This window comes from Yinghuangia sp. YIM S09857 (genome assembly GCF_051388915.1).
GTDB lineage: Bacteria > Actinomycetota > Actinomycetes > Streptomycetales > Streptomycetaceae > Yinghuangia.
The window spans coordinates 62,825-84,579 of the sequence record NZ_JBPKBH010000005.1; the positions used below are offsets into that span (position 1 = coordinate 62,825).

At 72.0% G+C, this 21,755-nt stretch carries 17 protein-coding genes; 5 read left to right on the plus strand and 12 right to left on the minus strand.

The window, feature by feature from the left end; genetic code table 11:
* Positions 1 to 57: 57 nt before the first annotated feature.
* The 6 genes from ACRX5S_RS11785 to ACRX5S_RS11810 form a co-directional block, all read right to left on the minus strand.
* Positions 58 to 1,248: a hypothetical protein gene (locus ACRX5S_RS11785; protein WP_436772821.1), complete on the minus strand. Its 1,191-nt coding sequence runs from the start codon at positions 1,246 to 1,248 to the stop codon at positions 58 to 60.
* Positions 1,249 to 1,475: 227 nt separating this feature from the next.
* Positions 1,476 to 2,399, minus strand: a complete 924-nt coding sequence (locus tag ACRX5S_RS11790; RefSeq protein ID WP_436772822.1) for a 3-oxoacyl-ACP reductase — start codon at positions 2,397 to 2,399, stop codon at positions 1,476 to 1,478.
* Positions 2,400 to 2,490: 91 nt separating this feature from the next.
* Positions 2,491 to 3,570 (minus strand): Zn-dependent alcohol dehydrogenase, encoded by a 1,080-nt coding sequence (locus ACRX5S_RS11795; RefSeq protein ID WP_436772823.1) that lies wholly within the window; start codon positions 3,568 to 3,570, stop codon positions 2,491 to 2,493.
* A gap of 275 nt (positions 3,571 to 3,845) precedes the next feature.
* Positions 3,846 to 4,172, minus strand: coding sequence for a hypothetical protein (locus ACRX5S_RS11800; protein ID WP_436772824.1), 327 nt, complete (start codon positions 4,170 to 4,172; stop codon positions 3,846 to 3,848).
* Between the two features lie 58 nt (positions 4,173 to 4,230).
* Positions 4,231 to 4,932 carry a TerD family protein gene (locus ACRX5S_RS11805; protein ID WP_436772825.1) on the minus strand — a complete coding sequence of 234 codons (702 nt, stop codon included), beginning with the start codon at positions 4,930 to 4,932 and terminating at the stop codon, positions 4,231 to 4,233.
* Between the two features lie 370 nt (positions 4,933 to 5,302).
* Positions 5,303 to 6,163: a MaoC/PaaZ C-terminal domain-containing protein gene (locus ACRX5S_RS11810; RefSeq protein WP_436772826.1), complete on the minus strand. Its 861-nt coding sequence runs from the start codon at positions 6,161 to 6,163 to the stop codon at positions 5,303 to 5,305.
* 189 nt (positions 6,164 to 6,352) lie between these two features.
* Between ACRX5S_RS11810 and ACRX5S_RS11815 the strand changes: the two genes are divergently transcribed.
* The gene (locus ACRX5S_RS11815; protein WP_436772827.1) at positions 6,353 to 7,048 is read left to right on the plus strand and encodes a PaaI family thioesterase; all 696 of its coding nucleotides are present in this window, start codon (positions 6,353 to 6,355) and stop codon (positions 7,046 to 7,048) included.
* Positions 7,049 to 7,181: 133 nt separating this feature from the next.
* On the opposite strand, the gene ACRX5S_RS11820 is transcribed toward ACRX5S_RS11815, so the two are convergent.
* Positions 7,182 to 8,759, minus strand: a complete 1,578-nt coding sequence (locus ACRX5S_RS11820) for an ABC transporter substrate-binding protein (RefSeq protein ID WP_436772828.1) — start codon at positions 8,757 to 8,759, stop codon at positions 7,182 to 7,184.
* Between the two features lie 378 nt (positions 8,760 to 9,137).
* Here ACRX5S_RS11820 and rarD point away from each other — a divergent pair, with 378 nt between their 5' ends.
* Positions 9,138 to 10,247 carry an EamA family transporter RarD gene (gene rarD / locus ACRX5S_RS11825; RefSeq protein WP_436773199.1) on the plus strand — a complete coding sequence of 370 codons (1,110 nt, stop codon included), beginning with the start codon at positions 9,138 to 9,140 and terminating at the stop codon, positions 10,245 to 10,247.
* On the opposite strand, the gene ACRX5S_RS11830 is transcribed toward rarD, so the two are convergent.
* Positions 10,177 to 11,859 carry a long-chain-fatty-acid--CoA ligase gene (locus ACRX5S_RS11830; RefSeq protein WP_436772829.1) on the minus strand — a complete coding sequence of 561 codons (1,683 nt, stop codon included), beginning with the start codon at positions 11,857 to 11,859 and terminating at the stop codon, positions 10,177 to 10,179. The genes rarD and ACRX5S_RS11830 overlap by 71 nt on opposite strands.
* 388 nt (positions 11,860 to 12,247) lie before the next feature.
* Here ACRX5S_RS11830 and ACRX5S_RS11835 point away from each other — a divergent pair, with 388 nt between their 5' ends.
* Positions 12,248 to 13,168, plus strand: coding sequence for an alpha/beta hydrolase (locus ACRX5S_RS11835; RefSeq protein WP_436772830.1), 921 nt, complete (start codon positions 12,248 to 12,250; stop codon positions 13,166 to 13,168).
* A gap of 115 nt (positions 13,169 to 13,283) precedes the next feature.
* On the opposite strand, the gene ACRX5S_RS11840 is transcribed toward ACRX5S_RS11835, so the two are convergent.
* From ACRX5S_RS11840 to ACRX5S_RS11850, 3 genes are all read right to left on the minus strand, one after another.
* The gene (locus ACRX5S_RS11840; RefSeq protein ID WP_436772831.1) at positions 13,284 to 15,176 is read right to left on the minus strand and encodes a hypothetical protein; all 1,893 of its coding nucleotides are present in this window, start codon (positions 15,174 to 15,176) and stop codon (positions 13,284 to 13,286) included.
* Between the two features lie 216 nt (positions 15,177 to 15,392).
* Positions 15,393 to 16,211 carry a hypothetical protein gene (locus ACRX5S_RS11845; RefSeq protein WP_436772832.1) on the minus strand — a complete coding sequence of 273 codons (819 nt, stop codon included), beginning with the start codon at positions 16,209 to 16,211 and terminating at the stop codon, positions 15,393 to 15,395.
* A complete protein-coding gene (locus ACRX5S_RS11850) occupies positions 16,208 to 18,955 on the minus strand; it encodes an outer membrane protein assembly factor BamB family protein (RefSeq protein WP_436772833.1) in 2,748 nt (915 codons plus the stop codon). Before ACRX5S_RS11850 ends, ACRX5S_RS11845 begins: the two co-directional genes overlap by 4 nt.
* 98 nt (positions 18,956 to 19,053) lie before the next feature.
* On the opposite strand from ACRX5S_RS11850, the gene ACRX5S_RS11855 reads away from it, so the two are divergent.
* Positions 19,054 to 19,881, plus strand: a complete 828-nt coding sequence (locus ACRX5S_RS11855) for a GNAT family N-acetyltransferase (protein WP_436772834.1) — start codon at positions 19,054 to 19,056, stop codon at positions 19,879 to 19,881.
* Positions 19,882 to 20,153: 272 nt separating this feature from the next.
* A complete protein-coding gene (locus ACRX5S_RS11860) occupies positions 20,154 to 20,810 on the plus strand; it encodes a hypothetical protein (protein WP_436772835.1) in 657 nt (218 codons plus the stop codon).
* Positions 20,811 to 20,922: 112 nt separating this feature from the next.
* Here ACRX5S_RS11860 and ACRX5S_RS11865 read toward each other — a convergent pair whose 3' ends face one another.
* Positions 20,923 to 21,705 (minus strand): ferritin-like domain-containing protein, encoded by a 783-nt coding sequence (locus ACRX5S_RS11865; RefSeq protein WP_436772836.1) that lies wholly within the window; start codon positions 21,703 to 21,705, stop codon positions 20,923 to 20,925.
* Positions 21,706 to 21,755: the final 50 nt, after the last annotated feature.

Genomic DNA, 21,755 nt, shown 5'->3' on the forward strand with positions numbered 1-21,755 from the left:
CGGCCCGGAGTCCGGGCCGCGCCCCGCCGAAGTCCCCGCGTGCATACGTCCGGACGGCTACTCGACCGCGCCCGCGCCGAGCCCCGTCTCGGTGGCGCCGTCCAGGATCTCCTGGAAGCCGTACCGCTCGTGCGGCCCGAAGACGATCTGCTCCAGCACACCCACGCCGACGCGCCCCTCGCCGCCGATCTCCGTGACCCGGATGACCTGCTGCTGGTGCTGCCGGTCGAAGGCCAGCGGATCGACCTCGTCCACGACCCAGCTCTCGCCCTCGACGGCGAGTTCGCCCTGCCACACGCCGTGCGCCCACTTGCTGTGCAGGTAGCCGAGCCCGGCGAGGAAGCCGCGCGTGCCCATCGGTTCGATGCGGTACGCGAACTCCTTGCCGTCCGCGTCGGCCAGGTGCATCGTCCCCCCGGCCACCCGGCGTGTCCCGGGCACGAACGTCAACTCGTGCCGCACCGGGTGGAGTTCGGTGTAGCCGATGGCGTCCGAGCCGTCCGTCGGGACGGCCAGCGCGGCGGTGTCCGGCACGGTGCCGAGCGGCTGCGCGGCCATGCGGTGGCCGTCCTTCTGGTACATCTCGCCGTCGGCGCGCTCGAATGAGCCCCAGAGCGTGACCTCGTTCTCCCAGTGGATGGGCGCCCACAGCCACATCATCGGGTTGAACGGCTTGGGTGCGCCCGCGTCGCGCTCGCCGACCGGCCGGATGCCCCACGAACGGTCGCGGGTGGCAAGGGTGGTGGCCGGGTCGACGGCGATCTCGCGGCCGCCCGGCAGCGTGATGGTGCCGGACCAGACGCCCAGTTGGGTGAGTCGGGTGGCGTCCATGATGACGTGGTGGCCGTTGCGCGTGGTGACGCGCGGTTCCTCGATCACGGCGGCGCGGGCCGTGAAGGTCAGGTCACAGGTGAGACCGGTCTCGTTGTCGGTCGCGTAGATGCGCAGGACCTTGAGCGGTTCGACGACCTCGATGCCCAGCGGGCCCACCGTCAGGTCGAAGCGGTCCTGCGCGGCGCGGCGGGACGCGTGCAGGCTGTGCTGCACACCGTCCACGCTCACCGTGAAGTGCGCGTCGGCGACGAAGCGGTTCGGGTAGAGGCCGTGCGCGAACGCGAAGTAGAAGGCGCCGTCGCGGTCGTAGCCGTTGAACCAGTAGCGGTCGTACGCGTTGCGGTCCGAGGTGCCCGGGTGGGCCACGGGCTCGGGGGTCTGGTGGATCGGGAAGTCGTCCGCGGGAGTGAGCACGCGGCGCCCCTTTCATGGTTCGTGGGGTCGGGCCCGACGGATGAGGCGGCCCGGGTCCGGCGGTTCGGCGGGCCGCGGTGGTGCGGCCGGTCAATTGGCGGCGGTGGGCGGGCGGTTCGTGCGGAGCCCGGACGACCGCCCGGTGACACGTGTCGACATTGCCGCGCGGTGCGGCGCGCCCGGGCGGACCGGGCGCGCCGTACGCACGACGGCGACCAAGCGGGCGGTCAGCGCTCGCGCTTGAGGAACAGCAGGTCGGTCGCCGAGTAGCCCTGGTTGAGCTTCTTGTCCGCGTAGTGCGGCACCAGGACCGACTCCAGCTCCTCCGGCGTGAAGGTCTCCTGCTTCGAGTCGAACTTCGCCTGGAGAGTGGGGCGTTCGACGACCGCGACGAAGCCGCCGTGCACCACGAAGACCTGGCCCGAGATGTTCTCCGCGGCCGGACTGGCGAGGAACGCGACGAGCGGCGCGACGTGCTCGGGCGCCAGCGGGTCGAGTTCGCCGTCCGCGAGCCCGTCCTTCGGGTTGAAGACGTTGCTGGTCATGTTGGTGAGCGCGCGCGGCGCGATCGCGTTGGCGCGGATGCCGTAGCGGTGGCAGCCGTTCGCGGTGCTCATGGTCAGGCCGACGATGGCCGACTTGGCGGCGGCGTAGTTCGGCTGGCCGGGCGAGCCCGCGAGGAAGGCCTCCGAGGCGGTGTTGATGACGCGTGCGTACACCGGGCCGCCCTCGGCCTTGGACTTGTCGCGCCAGTACTTGGCGGCGTGGTGCGACGTGTTGAAGGTGCCCTTGGCGTGCACCGCGAGGACCAGGTCCCATTCGGCCTCGGTCATGGAGAACAGCATGCGGTCGCGCAGCACACCCGCGTTGTTGACGAGGATGTCGATCGAGCCGTACGTGTCGATCGCGAGCCGGACCAGTTCGCCGCCGACCTCGAACTGCGACATGTCGCCGCGGTGCGCGACGGCCTCGCCGCCGCCCGCGACGATCTCGTCCACCACGGCCTGGGCCGGGTTCGGGGCACCCTCGGGGGCGAAGTCGTTGACGACGACCTTCGCTCCCTGCTTGGCCAGTTCGAGTGCCTCGGCGCGGCCGAGACCGCCGCCGGCGCCGGTGATGACGGCAACCTTGCCTGCGAGGGACGTGGTCATGTGCTGCTCTCCAGGGGTGTGCGGGGTGGTCACCGGCGGGGCCGGGCCGCGGCTTCGCGTACCGGGCCCGGCCCGCCGGCTGCGGGTCGGATCAGGCGAGCGTGACGATGGTGCGGATCGACTCGCCGCTGCGCATCAGCTCGAAGGCCTGGTTGATGTCGGCGATGCCGACGCGGTGGGTGATCATGCTTTCGAGGTCGATGCGGCCGGCCCGCCACAGGCGGATGATGCGGTTGTACTCGCGCACGATGTCGCCGCCGCCGTAGATGCTGCCGATGATCTGCTTCTGGTCGAAGAACAGCTCGAACATGTTGAACTGCACGTTGTCGTCCATGGCCCCGGCGCCCACCACGACGACCTGGCCGCCGCGGCGGGTCAGGTCGTACGCGCTGCGCACCGTGAACGACTTGCCGACCACCTCGAAGACGGCGTCGAAGCCCTGGCCCGCGGTCAGCTCCTGCTTGAGCGCGGCGGCCTCGTCCGGGGTCGCGGTGTGCGTGGCGCCGAACTGCTTGGCCCACGAGTGCTTGCTGGTCGCCGGGTCGATCGCGACGATCTCCGACGCGCCGCTCGCGCGCAGCGCCTGGATGACGGCGATGCCGACGCCGCCGGCGCCGATGACCGCGGTGCTCATGCCCGGCTCGATCCTGGCGCTGTTGAACACCGCGCCCATGCCGGTGGTGACGCCGCAGCCGATGAGCGAGGCGATCTCGTACGGGACGTCGTCCGGCACCTTGACGGCGCACGGCGCGGCGACCACGACCTCCTCGGCGAAGGTCCCGGTGCCGGTCATGCCGAACGACGGGGTGCCGCCGAAGGTGAAGTTCTGGGTGCCCGCGTTCATGAAGCCCGACAGGCACAGGTTCGACTGGCCGCCGGTGCAGAAGTTGCAGGTGCCGCAGGGCGGTGCCCAGCACACGATGACCTTGTCGCCGACCGCGACCGTGGTGACGTCGTCGCCGACCTCGACGACCTCGCCGGCGCCCTCGTGCCCCGGCACGAAGGGCGCGGGCTGCGGCAGGATGCCGGTCATCGCGGAGAGGTCGGAGTGGCACACGCCGGTCACATGCAGCTTGACCCGGACGCGGCCCGGACCCATGCCGACGGCCTCGACGTCGTCGCGGACCTCAAGCTTGTCCTGTCCGGTCTCGTGCAGGATGGCTGCGCGCATGATGCTGCTCCTCGTCCTAGCCGTGCCCATGAGGTCGCCGTGGCCCCGGTCGGGCCCGGTCGGGGTGCCGTCGCCGACGCCCGCGAAAATATAACCCGTTCTCGTTTCCGACAAGGTCGATGACAAGGTCAAGCTATACGCCAGAGCACATCTGCTGAAGCCCTCGGGGTGCTTTGGACTGCTTTGGAAGGCCCGGACAGGGTCGCGGGCATCTCACGGACGGTCCGCCGACGTGTGCTCGGCGGGTTGCGACCCGGTATGGGACGCCGAACCGGTCACACTCGGTGAGCGGCCTGGAAGGCGGTCCACCACGCCGCGAACTCGATGTACCCGGGAGTGAGCACGAACACCAGCCCCCGGTCGGCGCCGGAGTCGACATGGCGGGCGGTCACACTCGGCACCGCGCCGAGTCCGCTGCTCCCCGAAAAATACGGCTCGTGCCGTACCGCGCGCCGGGGATCCGGATCGTGCGGGAGCCCGTCGGGCGAGTAGAAGTCGATGCGGACGGGCGCGGGTTGCGGCCCGCCCACGGGCGGGACCTCACCCGAGACCAACACCGGGAACCACTGCTTCCACCAGAAGTCCACCTCGCGCGGGGACATCGGAGGCAGCAGCGCCACATCGTCCCCGCAGATCCACACATCTATGGCGTGTGACGGATCACACGCGCGCCAGGGCGGACACCCGGTCGACCATTTCGCGGATGACGCCCTGCTCGAACAGCGGCTCAAGTTCAGGCCAGTGGTGGATGACCAAGGTCACGCGAATCGGCGCGGCATCCAGTTCATGGTGTTTGAGCAATGACACGACTCGCGCGGAATTCTGCGGTATCGGATTCCCAGTCGACGGCTCGGTGCTCACGCCCCGGTCCCGAAGGAGCCCGGCAAGCCCGGAGGCGTACCCCTGACTTATCGCACGGAGCTTCCAGGCTCCTTTGTTGCGGTACAACTCGGCCAGCACAACGGCGGATTCACCACCTGCGACATCGACGGCCGTCCCGGCGATCAAGCCGCCCGAGGCGTCGGCGACCGTCAGCCGGAGTCCAGTTGCGGCCGCGAGCATCGTCCCGTCGTCGAGGGAGCCGACCACCAGAATGCGTTCGACGTCCCCGCTCAGTCGGCCCGGATGAACCGACACCGAGACAACGGTGTCACCGCGGAGAACGCAGCACACGGCACCCTCCGCGCCGACAGGTGCGTCGCGGGACAGCAACTCCTGCTCGGCCGCCGCCCGGTCGTCGTGCAGAACCAGTGCGCTCAGACCCGGGCGGACACCCGGCTCCTCATCGACTCCGGCCAGCATGGACACCAACTGCCCGGCATCGGCCACCGGCGTGTTCTCGCCCTTGCGCAACTCCCGCACGCTGCACCGCCCCCTCAGCCGACCCCCGCGCACCGGGCGGAGCCATGGATGATCGCCACGCGCCGGACGCGCCGGCGTACGGGAACGGCGGCCCGCCCGCTGCCGTCTCCGGCGATCGTTGAGCGGCCCGGCGGAGGTTGGGGTGACCCGGTAGGCAGTCGACGGGAGGCAGCCCCGTAGGCGGCCGGGTGGGCGGTTGGACGGCGTGTTCCGTCGGAGGCCGTAAAACGAGAAAGGTGGGTCCTCCCCCGGTCGGGGAGGGACCCACCTCGCCGCGTTGCGGGCGCGGGGTGGCAGTGACGTTGACAGTGTGACGGTGACGGTACGTCAAAAGCCGGTCACGTCAAGGTCGGCCGGAGTTGCCGCGCGGTCAGTCCGAGTACTCGACGACCGTGTCCGAGAGGACGATGGCGTCGTCGCGGTCGGCCGAGGAGGTCTGGACGATGAGCTGGCCGCCCTCGTCCCACACGCGGATGCGCATGGTCTCGCCGGGGAAGAAGATGCCGGCGAACTTGGTGCGGTAGCGCTTGACGCGGGAGACGTCGCCGCCGAGGACGCTGTCGACGACTGCCTTGAGGGTCAGGCCGTACGAGCACAGGCCGTGCAGGATCGGGGTGTCGAACCCGGCGCGCTTGGCGAACTCCGGGTCGGCGTGGAGGGGGTTCCAGTCGCCGGAGAGGCGGTACAGGAGGGCCTGGTCCTCGCGGGTCGCGACCTCGACCACGTGGTCCGCGTCGCGCTCCGGGACGTCGATCTTGGTCACCGGGCCGCGCTCGCCGCCGAAGCCGCCCTCGCCGCGCACGAAGATCTCGGAGCGCGAGTCGTACAGCGGCGTGCCGTCCTCAAGGGTCGCGGACGACTCCAGGACGATGACGGCGGCCTTGCCCTTGTCCCAGACGTCCGCGATGCGGCTGGTGGCCTGGATGTTCTTCGCCTTGGCCGGCAACGGGTTGTGGATCACGACCTCCTGGCCGCCGTGCAGCACGGCCGCGAGGTTGATGTCGATGCCCGGCAGCGCGGAGAGGCTGCCGCCGACCTTGGTACCGGCGACCGTGGCGAAGGTCGGCAGCACCTGGAGGTTCTTCTCGTACGTGTAGCGCAGTTCGTCCGCGCCGGTCGCCGGGGTGCCCGCACCCACGCCCAGGTGGTAGAGGATCACATCCTTGTGCGTCCAGCTGATCTCGCCCTTGCGGGGCTCGGCGCCGGTGGCCACTGCGACGTCGATGGGCATGACGTCTCCTCCCTGGTGTGGTGATCGAGTCCGTGATGCGCTCCGGGTGACCGGCAGCGCTCACAAACTAGAACTTGTTTTCGTTTCCGTGCAATGATCGGCCGCCTCTGTGACCGACACCGCAACCGCGCCGCCGCCCCCGGAGGACGCCCGCGCCGGTGCCAGACCGAGAACGACCTGGGGGTCGCCATGTCCACGATCCAACCGCTGCCCGACGAGACGCCCGCGGCCGCCTCGGGGGTACCCGAGGTGCCCGCCGACGTCCTGGCGGAGCTGCGCAGCACCTGGACGCCACGTCCCGCACCGGGCAGCGCGGGCCGCGCGGCGCGCCACGACCTGGCCGAGGCCACCCGCCGCCTGGTCGAGGCGGTCAAGCTGGTCGACCCGGAAGGCGACGCGGACGCGCTCAAGAGCGTAGCTGACGATGTATCAGATCTGGCAGCCCGGATCTCCGCGATGGCCTCGACGAACGACCGGGAGCCGGGTTTCGACGACCTGCAACTGCACGAGCGCAGCCCGTTCGTGGGCGCGGCGAACCCGCTGGCGCCGCCGATGGAGCTGGTGGCGGACGGGCCGGTGATCCGTGCGCACGCGGTCTTCGGGGCGGCGTACGAGGGCCCGATCGGCCGCGTGCACGGCGGCTACGTGTGCGCCGCCTTCGACGAGGTCATGGGGGTCGCGCAGTCCGGCGCCGGGGCGCTCGGCATGACCGCGTACCTGACGGTGCGTCTGAAGCGCGGCACGCCGCTGTTCGAACGCATCGACTACGAGGCGGAGGTCGTCCGCGTGGAGGGCCGCAAGGCGTGGGTGGAGGCCCGCTCGTACGCCGACGGCGTCCTGGTCGCGGACGCCGAGGGGCTGTTCATCCGGGCGCGCTCGGTCTGAGCGGCGACGGGCGGCGGCCGGGGAGCAGGAGCCCGGCCGCCGCCCGTTCTTGACGCTGTTTCAGCAGCCGACCTCACGACCGGCCCGGCGTCGGCCCGACCACGCGGGATCGGGCCGACGCACTGTCAGCCGGTCAGCTCACACTGACGCGGTCGAACAGGATCAGGCCGTCCTCGAACAGCTCCAGCCCGTCGACCTTGCCCTTCTTGCCCTGGATCGCGGCCATGAAGCCCTTCTCGTAGGACCAGAACGGCAGGTCCTTGACGATCTCGGCCTGCACGATCCCGTACTGCTCCTTGCGCACGTTCTCGTCGTTCGTGTTGCGCGCCTTGTCGAGCGCCGCGTCCACGACCGGGCTGCTGTAGCCGGTGCGGTTCTCCGCGCCCTTCGAGTGCAGGATGTTGTAGAACAGCGGCTCCGGGTCGTCGAAGAAGACGTTGAACTCGGCGGCCTGGAAGTCACGCTGGATCATGACCTTCGAGCCGTAGAGCGCCCCGTTCAGGAACTCGGTCTTCATCTCGATGTTGCGCATGCCCTGGAGCTGCGTCTGCCAGTACTCCGCCGACCGGCGCGCGGCCGGGCTGTCGTTCGTGGTGTAGGTGAAGGACAGCGGCTTGCCCTCGGCGGCGAGCTGGTCCAGCAGCGCCTGCGCCTCGGCCTTGTTCTGCGTCGGCATCTTGGCGTCGGGGTTCACGTACGGCGAGTTGGGCTGGAGGAACGTGCTCAACGTCTGGCCCGCGCCCTGCGGTCCCTGGATCAGCTTGTTGCGGTTCTCGGCGTCCATGATCAGCGCGTACGCGCGGCGCGCCCGCGGGTCGTTGAACGGCGCCCGGTCCGTCTTGAACATGGTCATGAAGCCGCCGTTCTTCTCCGCGTAGGCGACGGTCAGACCCTTTTCCTTGGCGTCGTTCACGATCTTGAAGTTGATCGTGGTGACCAGGTCGGCCTGCCCGCTGGCCAGCGAGTTGAGGCGCTGGTTCTGGTCGGGCACCGGCTTGAAGGTGACCGACTTGAGGAGCGGGCGGTCCTTGTTCCAGTAGTCCGTGTTGCGCTCAAGGGTCATGGCGCTGTCGCGCACCCACGTCTTGAGCTTGAACGGACCCGCGCCGACCGGCTTGAGCGCGAAGCCCTTCGGGTCGGCCTTGATCGCCGTGGGCGACCCGATGAACGCCAGGTTGTGCGCGATCATCTGGTCGAAGTGGATGTTCGGGGCGGGCAGCGTGACCTTGAGGGTCAGCGGGTCCACCACGTCGAACTTGAGGTCCTTGGCCGCCAGCGCGGCGACCGACTTGGCCTCCGGGTCCTGGTGGCGCTCCCAGTTGAACTTCACGGCCTCGGCGTCGAGCGGCGTGCCGTCCGTGAACTTCACGTTCGGGCGCAGCTTGAGGGTCCAGACCGTGCCGTCCTCGGACGCGCTCGCCGACTCGGCGAGCTGCGGCTCGACCTTGCCGGTCTTCGGGTTGATCCAGAAGAGCACGTCGAAGACCGCCGCGGCCTGGGTCCCGCCGTTGACCGACGAGATGGTCGCGATCGCGGGGTCGACGCCGCGGGTCTCCTGGGTGATCAGCACGGTCAGGTCGCCGCTGCTGCCGGCACCCCCGGGGGCCGCACTGCCGCCGCCACCCGAGCCGCCGGAGTCCTTGTCGTCGTCACCGCCGCCGCATGCGGACATCGTGAGGGCGATGGCGGCGGCACCGGCGACCGCGGCCATCTTGCGGGGGGTACGGAGTCGTTCAAAACGCAAAACTGCTCCTGGCGCTGTGTCGGCGGCCCGGGTCGGGCTGTTCAGCGACCGACCGCCGGGCAGTTCAGGGGACCCGGCCTTGCTAGGCAACCGGAGTGGTGGATCCGGTCAACCTAACTCGATCGGCCACTAATCTGACGGGTCGTCATATAACGATTTCGCGACATACGCAGGCGTTGGTCACGGGCGGCGACAGGCCCTTCACTGTCGGGCTCGGGCATCCGGTTGGACGGTCCGCGCGATCCACCGGGGCGGAATTGGCCCGGGACACTTGCCGCGATCCGCGGCTAGGGTCCGCCCGTGGGCGATTTGCGGGAGACTGCGGAGCAGCGGCGGGGCCTGTGGATGGGCGTGGCGGCGTACGTGATGTGGGGGCTCTTCCCGCTGTACTGGCCGCACCTCAAGCCGGCCGGCGCGGTCGAGATCCTGGCCCACCGCATGGTCTGGTCGCTGGTCTTCATGCTCCTGGTGCTGGCCGTACTGCGGCACTGGTCCTGGATCCGCGACCTGCTGCGGCACCCCGCACGGCTCGCCAAGATCACGGTCGCCGGCGTGGTCATCACGACCAACTGGGGCCTGTACATCTGGGGCGTCAACAGCGACCAGGTCGTCGAGACCTCGCTCGGCTACTTCATCAACCCGCTCGCCTTCATCGCGATCGGCGTGCTGGTGCTCGGCGAGCGGCTGCGCGCCGCGCAGTGGGTCGCGGCGGGGCTCGGAGTCGCCGCCGTGCTGGTGCTGACCGTGGCGTACGGACGGCTCCCGTGGCTCGCCCTGGTGCTCGCCACCAGCTTCACGATCTACGGGTACGTCAAGAAGACCGTCGGCCTGGCCCCCACCCAGTCGCTGACCGCCGAGACCGCGGTGATGTTCCTGCCGACCGCCGGGTACCTCGCGTACCTCGCCTGGACCGGCGAGGGCACGCTCGGGACCGTGTCGTTCGGCCACACCCTGCTGCTGATCGGCACCGGCGTGGTGACCGCGATACCGCTGCTGTGCTTCGGCGCGGCGACCGTGCGCATCCCGCTGTCGACCATCGGGATGCTGCAATACCTGGGCCCGGTCCTCCAGTTCGCCGTGGGCGTGTGGGTGTACCACGAGGCGATGCCGGCGTCCCGCTGGGCCGGATTCGGACTGATCTGGGCGGCGCTCGCGGTGCTGACCTTCGACGCGCTCCGCCAGGCACGGCGCAGCCGGATGGCACTGCGCGCGGCCGCCGCCTCCGCCGCGGCAGCCGGCGCGGCGGCCCCGATCCCCGTCGAAGCCGTGCCGGCGACCGCCGTGCCCGCGACCGCGATGCCCGCGACCGCCGTGCCCCCGGCCACCGTGCCCGCGACCACCGCGACCGCCATGGGGCCGGCCGCCGCGGGCACCGCCGCCTCCGCTACGGACGGTCCAGCAGATCCAGGACGTGTGCCCGGCCGTGCTCCGCGAAGCGGCTCTCCAACGCCTTGACGTCCGCCTCGGTGAAGGGCTGGTACGCCCCGTCCTTCCCCGGCCGGAACCACAGCGCGTCGCCGTTGCCCGGGTACCACGCCTCCCGCGCGAGCACCCGTACCAGCACCTTGTTGGTCTGCGTGTGCGGCAGCTCACGCGCCACGCGCACATAGCGCGGTCGCCACGTCGGCGACAGGTCCGGCTGCTCCGCCTGCCACGCGGCGAACCCGTCCGGGTCGAATTCGGCACCCTCGCGCAGCACGAGCGCCGCCATCGTCTGGTCCCCGGCGGCCTCGTCGGGGACGCCGTACACCGACACCAGCACCACGTCCGGGTGCCGGGCGAGGATCCGCGCGACGGGCGCCGAGCCGAAGTTCTCGCCGCCCACCCGGACCCACTCCCCGCTGCGGCCCGCGAAGAAGAACATGCCCTTGGCGTCGCGGTACGCCAGGTCGCCGCTCCAGTACCACCCGTCCCGCAGCCGGTCGGCGGTCGCCGCGTCGTTGTTCCAGTAGCCCTCGAACGAGCCCGCGCCGTCCAGGTTCACCAGTTCGCCGACCGCCTCGTCGGCGTTGAGCAGGCGTCCGTCCGCGTCGAACCGCGCCGTCGCGCACTCCTCGCGCGTGTCCGGGTTCAGCACCCGGATGTCGCCGCTCGCGGTGCCCAGGGCCCCGGGCGGCATGCCCGGTACCGGGACGAACGACAGGCCGCCCTCGGTCGACCCGAACCCGTCCCGCACGCTGCACCCGAACCGCCGCGCGAACCGCTCGACGTCCTGCGGCCCGCCCTCGTTGCCGAAGACCCGCGTCAGGGTGCTGTCGGCGTCGTCGGGACGCTCCGGGGTCGCGAGGATGTAGGACAGCGGCTTGCCGACGTAATTGGCGTACGTCACACCGTATTTGCGTACGTCCGGCAGGAACCCCGAGGCCGAGAAGCGGCGCCGCAGCACCAGTGCGGCACCGGACGCCACCGCCGGGGTCCAGCAGGTGATCATCGCGTTGGAGTGGAACAGCGGCATCGCGCAGTACGCCACGTCCTCGCCGCCGAGCTGCTGCATCGCCACGACCGATCCGCCCTGCGAGGCGATCTTGCCCTGCGAGCAGATGACGGCCTTCGGGTGCCCGGTCGTGCCGGAGGTCAGGATGAGCATGAACGGGTCGTCCGGCGCGGGCGCGTCGGCCGGCAGCTCCGCGCCCTCGAACGGGGCGAGCGCGTCCGCCCACGCGGCGGAGTCGACGTTCCATACGTTCTCGGCCGGGAAGTCCGGCACCGCCTCGGCAAGCTGCGCGGCGTGCGCGTCGCCGGTGATCAGCAGGGTGCAGCCGGTGTGCTCGACGTCGCGGGCCAACTCGCTGCCCTGGCGCGTCGGGTTGAGGCCGACCACGACCGCGCCCGACACCGCCGCTGCGGCCAGCAGGAACGAGAACTCGGGGACGTTCTCCAGCATCACGCCGACATGGAAGGGCTTCTGCGGATCGCGCCGGGACTCCAGGAACGCGGCGCGCTGCGCGGACAGGCGCACGTGCTCGTCCCAGGTCCACGACTCCTCGCCGTACCGCACGCCTGTGGACGTGTCGCCCACCCGCCGCCGGACCAGGTCGTTCATGGTGACGGACCACCGGCTGGCCATGCGTTCTCCCCGCTGTGCTCGTTGTGCGCGCTCGGGTGCGCGTTCGTGGGTGCGGCGCGCGGACGCCCGAGGTGCCCGCCCGCGGTGCTCCCGCTGACGCACGCAAGGTAGCCGCAAGCCGGACAACGTGGAAGATCAATGGCCCGGCCCGTGCCGGATCTGGTCAGCCGCCGCGCCGAGTGCCAACGTAGGTGGAGCGGGCCCGGCCCGAGCGACGCAGCACGCCGACGCGGCACAGCAGCCCACGAACGCCGCACACCTGCGCCGCCCCGGTCGCGCCGCACAGGAACGCCGCACGGTCACGCCGCACAGGAACGCCACAACGGAACGCCACAACGGAACGCCGCACAGCGACGCAGCCGCGGACGCAGCCTCAAGGAGGACCGCCGTGCCCCAGCTCACCGTTCCCCTGGCCCGCAGTCTCGCCCGCCGTACCATCCGGCCGTTCCTGCACCCCGGCGTCCCGGTCGCCGTGCAGCGGGCCCGCGTCGACGCCAACTCCGGTCCCCTGCCGACCGGAACCCACGTGCTGCGCCGCTCACCGGGCGGCGTTCCCGCCCGGCGCATCGCCGTCGGGCCGCACACGCCCGAACGCACGATCCTCTACCTGCACGGCGGCGGGTACGCCGTGGGCTCGTCGCGGTCGCATCTCTCGTGGGGCGCGCATCTCGCCCGGGCCACCCGCAGCACCGTCTACCTGCTCGACTACCGCCGCGCCCCCGAACACCCGTACCCCGCGGCGCTGGACGACACCCTCGCCGCCTGGCGCGCCCTCGCCGCGGTCACGCCGCCCGGCACCCCGCTGGTGGTCGCCGGCGACTCGGCCGGCGGCGGGCTCGCGCTCACCACCGCCCTCGGCCTGGCCGCGCGCGGCGGCGGGCACACCGGCGACCGGCACCCCGGCGACCGGCTCCCCGACGCGATGGTCCTGGTCTCGCCCTGGCTCGACCCCCTGCGCCCCTGGCCTTACGAGCCGCACCACCACCGCGACCCCGTCCTGCGGCCGTCCTGGCTGACCTGCTGCGCCGAGTGGTACGCGAACGGCGTCGACCGCGAAACCCTCGCCCCCGCCCGCACCGCCGACCTCACCGGCCTGCCGCCGACGATCGTGCAGTGCGGCACCGACGACATCCTCGCCCCCGAAGGCGTCGCGTTCGCCGACCGCGCGGCCGCCCACGGGGTCGCCGTCGACCACACCGACTACCCCGACCTGTGGCACGTCTTCCAGATCGGCGCGGGGCTGCTCGGAGCGGCCGACGAGGCTCTCGACGACCTCGCCCGGAGCCTGGACGACGTCCTCAAGTCCTGAGCGGCCGCCGCGGGTTCGCGGACGGACCGAACCTGCCCCGGCCCGCCGTCAGGGAACTCCCGAGCCTCTTCACAGACTTCACGAACTCGCCGCGACGATGCCGAAGTTCGGGGTGTCACGTCTCCCCGCAGAACTTGCGTTCGGCCTCGATCGGATCGGACGGGATGCGCAGCTTGGTCCGGTCGTACGCCCCGGTCAGGTTGTTCCAGAACCGGTTCCAGCTCATCGGCTCCGTCACCGAGTCGATGAGCTCGGCGACCTTCCCGCAGCCCAGCGTGCGGTACGCGGCCCGGATGGACTCCTGCGTGGCGAGGCGCGCCGGCACGTCCTCGAATGCCGCCGGGTCCACGTACAACGCGATGTTCCACGCGGGCGGCAGCAGCTTCTGGTGACCGGCCGCGACGAAGTCCGTCTGCTCGATGTGCGAGCCGATCGTGCTGGAGAGCCCCCACAGGTCGGCGACCATGCCGTCCAGCGGCACGATCGCGCCGCCGAGCCCGAGGCGTCCGATGACGAGGGCGACGTCGTTCGGCAGGTCGGGGCGCAGCGGCAGCGAGAAGTCCGGCGGCTGCCCGTATGCCCGGCCGTAGCCGTAGTCCAGGTAGAGCACGCGCTTCCCGGCCGCGTCGGCGCGCACCACCAGGGAATACGACTTGCGCAGGTAGCCGATGTGGGCCTGGGAGCTGACCGGGTTCTTGTGGCCGGTGTCCCGGACATAGACGAGGCGTTCGTTCCACGTCTGGTTCGCCGGAGGCTGGCCGTCGCGCGGCTGCGACAGCGTCGTCACCATCTCGCTGCGCAGGTCCACGGCGCAGAACACCGCCCAGGCCGCGACGGCCGCGATCAGCGGCGCCGACAGTTTGTCGAACGGCACGAGCATCAGTGGCAACAGCACCAGGAACATGATCGGCATCATCAGCCGCCCGTGCATGAAGTCCCCGCCGACCTTGGCGAGGTACAGGGTCTGCACGAACGCCGCGACCAGCGGGGCGGCGAAGAGCAGCCAGGTGCGGTTGGCGTCCCGGCGGCGGCCCAGCAGGACGGCACCGCGCACCGCTGCGACGAGCAGCAGCAGCGCGGGAATCCACAGGTGGTACGGCCGCTCGTAGTCGAGGATGTAGTCCCGGCCGCGCTCCCACAGCGAGTCCCCGGCCTCTTTGGTGAGCGCCGGCATCGGGAAGACCAGGCCGTAGTAGCCCATGCGGAAGATCTCGTACGCGACCGGCAGCGCGCCCGCGACGGCCGCCATGGCCACCAGTCGGCGCCAACGCGCGCCGGCCAGCACCGCCAGCGCGGCGAGCAGCACCACCGAGGTCAGGACGAGGTCCGGCCGCATCATCGGACCGAGCCCGAACCAGAACGACGTGGCCAGGAGGCGCCGCGTGCTCATCCCGCCGACCGGGGCGGCCCACGCCGTGACGAGCAGCGCCCAGGACACCGCCATCCAGAAGAGGACCAGGCCCATTTCCATGCCCGCGCTGAGGAAGTCCCAGTTCACCGGCACCGCGACGAACACCAGGGCGCCGGCGGGCAGCAGGAAGCGCTTGCCGCTCAGCGAGCGGTGCAGGCGCCGGGTGGCGTCCAGGGCGATCCAGAACCCCGCGATGGACAGCGCGAGTCCGAGATAAACCGCGGTCTCGGCGGGCGGGAGCGGGCTGACCACGTGAAAGGCCACCAGCACCCACTGCCACGCGGTGCTCGTCGAGGTCTCGGCGCGCTCCCCGATGCTGTAGACCGGGCCGTTGCCCGCGGCGATCTGGCGGACCACCCGGGTGAAGATCAGGCCGTCGTCGGTCATCCACCGCCGGTGCCAGCCCGCCGCCGCGAGGACGAGGGTCGGCACGAGCATGACGATCAGGTCGGCGGGACGCGGCGCGCGTCGGCGGAACGCGCGGGCGAACCACCGGGCGCCGCCGCCCGTTCGGCCCGGGGCGGTGGGCATGGGACGGTCCGGCGCGACATCGGAGGTGTTCGCCGTGTCGGTGGCCGGGACGGACGTCGGGGGCATGCGGCTCCCAGGGGGATTTCGGCTCCGGCCCGCACCGGATCCCCGCTCGGATCACGGCATGGGCCACGGAGTGCGGCTCGTTCCGCCCCGGCATGGGCCGCGGGGCGGGACACCCTCGGCTTCCGGCGGCCGGACGGGCGTCTACTGACCAAAGACGCGGTCGACCCTCCGAAAAGCTGCGTGGGGGCCGGCAAACTCCGGAAAAAGTTTCGCCGGTCAGGCGCAGAACTTGCGGACGGCCTCGACCGCGTTGACGGGTATGCGGATGCTGGTCCGCTGGTAGGAGCAGGTCAGGTTCTTCCCGAACCGGTCGAAATCCATCGGCTCGGTGACGGATTCCGGCAGCTCGCGCACATCGCCGCAGACGAGCACCCGGTGCGCGACCTGTACCTGCTCCGGGTCGGCGAGGGCGGGCGGGACGGACGGGAAGGCCGCCGGGTCGACGTACAGCGCGATGTTCCAGGCCGGAGGCATCAGCTTCTGGTGCCCGGCGGCCGCGAAGTTCGTCTGGTCCAGGTGCGCGCCGATGGTGCTGGACAGCCCCCACACGTCGGCGAGGAGGCCGTCGAGGGGCATCATGGCGCCGCCCGCGCCCATCTTGCCGGTGACCGGCGCGACGCGGTTCTCCAGATCGGGCCGCAGCGGCGGCGCGAAGTCCGGGGCCAGGCCGAACACCTCGCCGTAGCGGGGATCGAGCATGAGCACGTGCCGCTCGTCGGCGCGGGCCGCGATCAACAGGCCGTGCATCTGCGAGTGGACGGCGACGAGCAGCCACTGCCACGCGGTGCCGGTGGACGTCTCGACGCGCTCGCCGACGTTGTAGACCGGGCCGTTCCCGGCCACGACCTGCCGCACCACGCGCGTGAGGATCAGGCCGTCGTCGGCCATCCAGCGGCGGTTCCAGCCCATCGCCGCGAGGAACACCGTCGGCCCTGCCGTCGCCGCGAGATCGAGGCGGCGGCGCGTGCACGGGGAGACCGCCTTGGGTGCCGAACTCGCTTCGCGGGCGGGTCGGATCGCCACGAGGAAGGTCACGCGGACCCCGCCTCGCCGGTGTCCCGGCCGGTCAGCGCGCGGACCCGATCGCCGTCCACGACGTACACGAACGCGCCGGACACCACCGGGGCGACCATCGTCAGCGTGCCGTACCAGGCGCGCCACCACCACAGTTCGCGGCCGTCCGCGCGGTCCAGGACGATGAGCACCGAATCGCTGTGCGAACGCACGCACACCAGCGGTCCGTCGGCCAACACCGGCAGCGTGCGGTCGAGTTGGCCGCCGACCGCGTCGAGGGGGCGGCGCGCGGGGATGGGGTCGCTCGTCCAGCGCACCGAACCGTCGGCGAGGTCGACGGCGTGCACGCGCCGGTCCTCACCGCGCAGGTACGCCTCCGCGGAGTCGACGGCGAGCGACAGCCCCGCGGTCCCGCCGGACCAAGGGGTGCTCCACAGTTGCGCGGCCTGCGCGGGGCGCAGCGCGCGGAACTCGCCGCCGCCGAGGACGAAGAGGACACCGTTCTCCAGGACCGCGGTGTCCCCCGGGCTGATGTCGCGGTGCACGAGACCGCCGTTCTCGGCGGCGCGGACGACGTACGAGCCGACCTCGGCGGTCCCGGGCCGGAAGCGGGCGCAGAGCACCCAGCCGCGGTCCACCGCCGTGACGATGGAGTCCTCCGCGTCGTCGTGCCAGAGGAGTTCACCTGTCCGCGGGTCGAGGGCGCGCATCGGTTCGCGGCCGTCGCCGCTCAGGTAGACCGCGCCCGCGTCGTCCCGGGTGAACGCGGTGCGGCGCGGCTCCCTGCGGTTCCACAGCAACTCGCCGGTGGCCGGGTCGAGTCCGAAGATCTCGGTGTGCCCGCCGATCGCGGCGAGGACGCCCGCGGCCGGCTCGAAGACCGCGTGCAGGCGGAACGCCCGTTCCGCACGGGCGAGTCGGGAGGTGCCGCGAGCCCACAGACCGCGCGCGGCGGCGACGTCGGTACGCCAGCGCTCGGTCCCGGTGGCGGCGTCCAGCAGGGCGAGGCGGGTGCCCTGGGTGACGTGGACGTGCCCGTCCCGCGGTTCGCCGACGATGCGCCAGCCGGGCTTGCTCCACACCGGTTCACCGGTCGCGGGGGCCAGCGCGACAAGGCTGTCACCCCCGGCGAAGACGAGCCCGTCGGACATGAAAAGGCTCTGCACACCGGGGACTTCGCGCGTCCAGAGGCACTGCGCCCCCAACGCGGCGGCCTGGTCGGGGGAGGGAGAGGCGGATAACCCGGGGGTGGCGACGGCGGGGTGCCCGGGGCCGCCGGACGCGCCGTGCCCGTCATGTGCGCGGTGCTCGCCGTCGCGGGAGTCGTGCGCGGAACTGCCGACCGACCCGCGAGCGTCGTCGCGCGTGGCACTGCCCTTGACGACGTCGGCCGTATCGCGGGCTGCGCCGCGCGCGGTGTCTGCTGCGGCGTCGCCGTAACCGTCGCGCGTGGCACCACGGGACTTGTCGTGGACTGCGTCGCCGGCGCTGTCGTGCCTGGAACTGCTGCCTGAGCCGCGGGCGCCGGCGCGCGCGGCGTCTGCGGCGGCGTCGCGCGCGGTCGCGAGCTGACCGGCGTCGTGCGCGAGGCCGTCTTCCGGGACGAGTCGAGGCCCGGATTCCCGCTCCCGGGCGTCCGGCGTCGGCCCTGCGGTCCGCCGCCCGCGGCCACCCGCCGCGGCGCTTCCCGCGCCCGCGGAGCGCTTCCCGGCCGGCTTCGGCCCGGTCGTGGACGTCCCGGTCTCGGTGGCCGGCGCGGCCGGCACGACGGCGGCGGTGGCCTGTCCGACCGCCGTGCCCTGCCGGGTCCGCGGGATCGCCCCCAGGGCCGGGGCACCGCCCGCCGGCCCCATCGCGGCGGGTGCGCGCGGGGGATGCGGCAGTGCCGCGTCCGAGCCGGTCGGCGGTTCGTCCTGCCCGATGCCCTCCGCGTGCGCGCTGATCACCCGTCGCGCGGCCCTCGGCAGGTGCGTCGCCAGTTCGCCGCCGGGGCGGCCCAGTTGGGCGACGACCTGCGCGACAGTCGCCCGCGACTCCGGCACCGGGTCGAGCAGCCGCGCGGCCAACTGCGCCACACCGTCCGGGAGATCCGCCGTCGGAACGTCGGCCAGCACGTCCCGCGGATCCGGCCCCTCCGGCAGGTGCCCGCGAACGCACAGAATCAGCAACACACCCAGCGCGTAGGCGTCCGCCGCCAATGTGGCCTCCGCACCGCCCTCCGGGGGCGCGAACGCCGGGCCGGTCAGCGGCACCGCCGCGCCGCCGGACCGCGCCGAACCGCCGAACACGCGGGCCAGCCCGCCGTCCACGAGCTGCGCCGTGCTGACGGTCAGCAGCACGTTGCCGGGCGTCACGCCACCGTGCGGCAGCTCCGCGTCGTGCATGGCGGCGAGGCCGCGGGCGACACCGGCGACGATGCGCAGCGCCGCGTGCGGCAGCGGGCCGCCCGCGGCAAGGACCTCGACGAGCGAGGCGCCGGGGACGTACCGGCGTGCGTACCAGGGCCGGACGTCGTCCGCCCGCCAGTCCACGATGCGCCCGGCGCCGAGGTTGCGCACGCGCGAGAGGTCGCCCATGACCCCGGCGAACCGCGTCGCGAAGTCCGGGTCGGCGCGCAGCAGGTGAGGGTGGGTCACTTTGACGGCCAACCGTTTGCCCTGCGGCGTCCTGGCCATGAACACCCGGCCGAATCCACCCGTGCCCAGCACGCCGACCAACTCGTGGTCGCCCAGGCGGTGCGGATCCCCCGGTTCCAGGTCACGCATGGCGAAGACGCTATCCGACGGACGGGGCATGCCACATCCGCCTCGGCCGCCGGACACGCCGCTCGTCACCGCGCCGGACCACCGGTACCCTGTCTGACGTGCGAACTTTCCGCCCGGGCAAGGAAGCCGACCTCGAAACGATCATCACACTGGAGGCCGAACCGGACGCGGCCCGCTGGCTGTGCGAGATCGGGCGCACCTGGCATGCCCTGGCGCTGGCCGACCCCGCGCAGGAGCACGTGGTCGTGCTCGCGGACGACCGGGTCGTGGGGTTCGGTGTGCTCGCCGGGCTCGCCCGGGAGGACAAGGCCGTCGAGGTGCGCCGCATCGTGGTCGGTCCCGCGCATGCCGGACGCGGGCACGGGCGGGCGCTGCTGCGGGAGTTGGTGGGCCGGGCGTACGCGGTCCACGGCGCGCGGCGCGTCTGGCTCGACGTCAAGGCGGGCAACGACCGCGCCCACGGCCTCTACCTGGACGAGGGGTTCGTCGACGAACCCGACGCCGGGGCCGCGCCGTTCGTCGAGGCGGACGGGACGGTCACGCCGCTGATCGTGATGGGCCATGCGCCGGGGCTCGCACGGTTCGGCGCCGAGTTCCAGGAGGTCGTGGTCGACTGCGCGGAGCCGTACCGCCTCGCGGTGTTCTGGGCGCGGGTGTTGGGCGGCGAACCGGTCGGCCGGGACGCGTCCTGGGCGTACGTCGATCCGCCCGGCAGGCCGCGCGTCGCCTTCCAGCGCGTGCCGGAGGGCAAGTCCGGCAAGAACCGGCTGCATCTGGACGTCTCCGTGTCCGACATCCCCGCCGCCACCCGCGCGGTCGAACTCCTGGGCGCGGTACGCCTGGGCGGCATCGTCCGGGACGACCAGGGCGCCTTCCAGGTCCTGCGCGACCCCGAGGGCAACGAGTTCTGCCTCGTCGGCGACTGAGCGGCGCGTCCCGCCGCCGTTCGCCGAGCCAACGGGCAGGCGGACGGGCGCGCACCCGGGCAACGGGGCAGCGGGGCGAGGGCAGACAGGCAACCGGGCAGACGGGCGAACGGCCCCGGGGAATGTGAGGGGAGTACCGCAGCATCGCGGCGCCGGGCTCCAATAGCGTCCTGCGGGGGCGGGATCCACGGGCGCGCAGACGCGTCGCCGGGGTCCCGGCGCGCCCTGTGCGCGAACCGCCCCTCATCCATCGACTCACGGGGAGTTCCACCATGCCTGGACGAAGCAGATCCGCGCGCCTGCGCAGCGGGGCCGCCGCCGCCGGACTCGTCGGCGCGCTCGCCCTCACCTCGACCGCCTGCGGAGTCATCGACAAGGACAAGAAGAAGAACAAGAGCACGTCGACGCCGAAGGCGGGCGCGCCCGTCAAGGCGCCGGACGACGACGACCCGCCCGCCGCGCCGGTACCGAACGCACCCGTGCCGCAGGCGACTCCGAAGACCACGGGCGGTCCCGTGACGATGCCGGAGGTGTGCGCCGTACTCCCGGTCGACGCGGTCTCCCCCGTGCTGGGCACGACCGTGGTGTCGAAGCCCGACAACATCCCCTTCACCTGCGACTACCGCGGCCCGGACGGCAAGTCCGTCCTGTCGACCACCCGCACGATGGTCACGGTGTTCAAGGCGGGCGACGACATCGCGCCGATCGAGGAGGCGGTCGCCGAGAACAACGGCACCCGCATCGACGCGGAGGTGGGCGTACCCGCCGCCGTCTACACCCGGGGCACGCTGAAGACGCTGATCCTCATGGTCGAGCTCGACGCCAAGAACCTGTTGAAGGTCACCATCGCGCCCGAGGGCACCGCCAAGAACCTCGACCAGGCCAAGCTGGTGGCACTCGCGAAGTCCGTTGTCACCACGGTCGGCTGACGAGGCGACATAACGCAGGGACCAATCCGTCGGCACACCCGTCGCGACGTGCCGTCCGGCGGCCCGCCGTCGGGGCGATCGGCCCGGGACGACCCGCGCCGCGTGACCGCGATCAGGCGGCGTTGGGGTGGGCGGCCGACCTGGGACCCATGGCGTTGACGCGCTCGGGCGGGCGGAGCCGCACCATGCGGCGGGTGCCCCAGAGGCGGTCGTAGGCGTACGTCATATGGATCCCCGCGCTCAGCACCGCTCGGCGGGCGCGCGACCAGTTGAGCAGAGTCCCCATCCGTGCCATCACCGCGAGGCTGACGTCGCGGTTGACCTTGATCTCGGCGCGGGCGGTCTTCTGGAGGGCCCGCTTGACCGCCGTTCCGCCGCCCGCCGCGGTGCGCCGCAGCAACTCCTCGTGGCAGTACGCGAGGTGGTTCTCCTCGTCGTCGCAGATCATCCGGATGCCGCGGCCGATATCGGGGTCGTCGCCGAGGTAGCGCCGCAGCAGGCGCATGTCCTCGGCGGCGCGCTGCTCGGTGACGCGCGAGTGCACGAGGTATTCGACGATGTCGGCGTCGGTCATCGGCTCGTCGCGGCGCAGGCGCTCGTGGGCGAGGCCGATGCCCTGGCGTTCGAGCAGCATGCAGTAGTCGGCCTCCGGCGGCACCTCGACCGGGTCGAGGCCGCGTCGGTGGAGCATGGCGTTGAAGATGCGCCCGTGCTTGTCCTCGTCGGCGCCGTGCCGCGCGACCTTGGGCGCGAGCTCCGGGTCGGGGACGAGCGCGGCGATCCGCCCGTTCTCCCAGCCGCCCTGGCTCTCGCCCTTGGCCGCGATGCTGCAAAACAGGCGGAACGCGTCGTCGTCCCGGTGGATCTCCTGAAGAATGCCGCGTGCGCTGAGCATGGTCGGCCACCCTTCCCCGCAGGTACCGCATAACCACAAATTGACCGCAG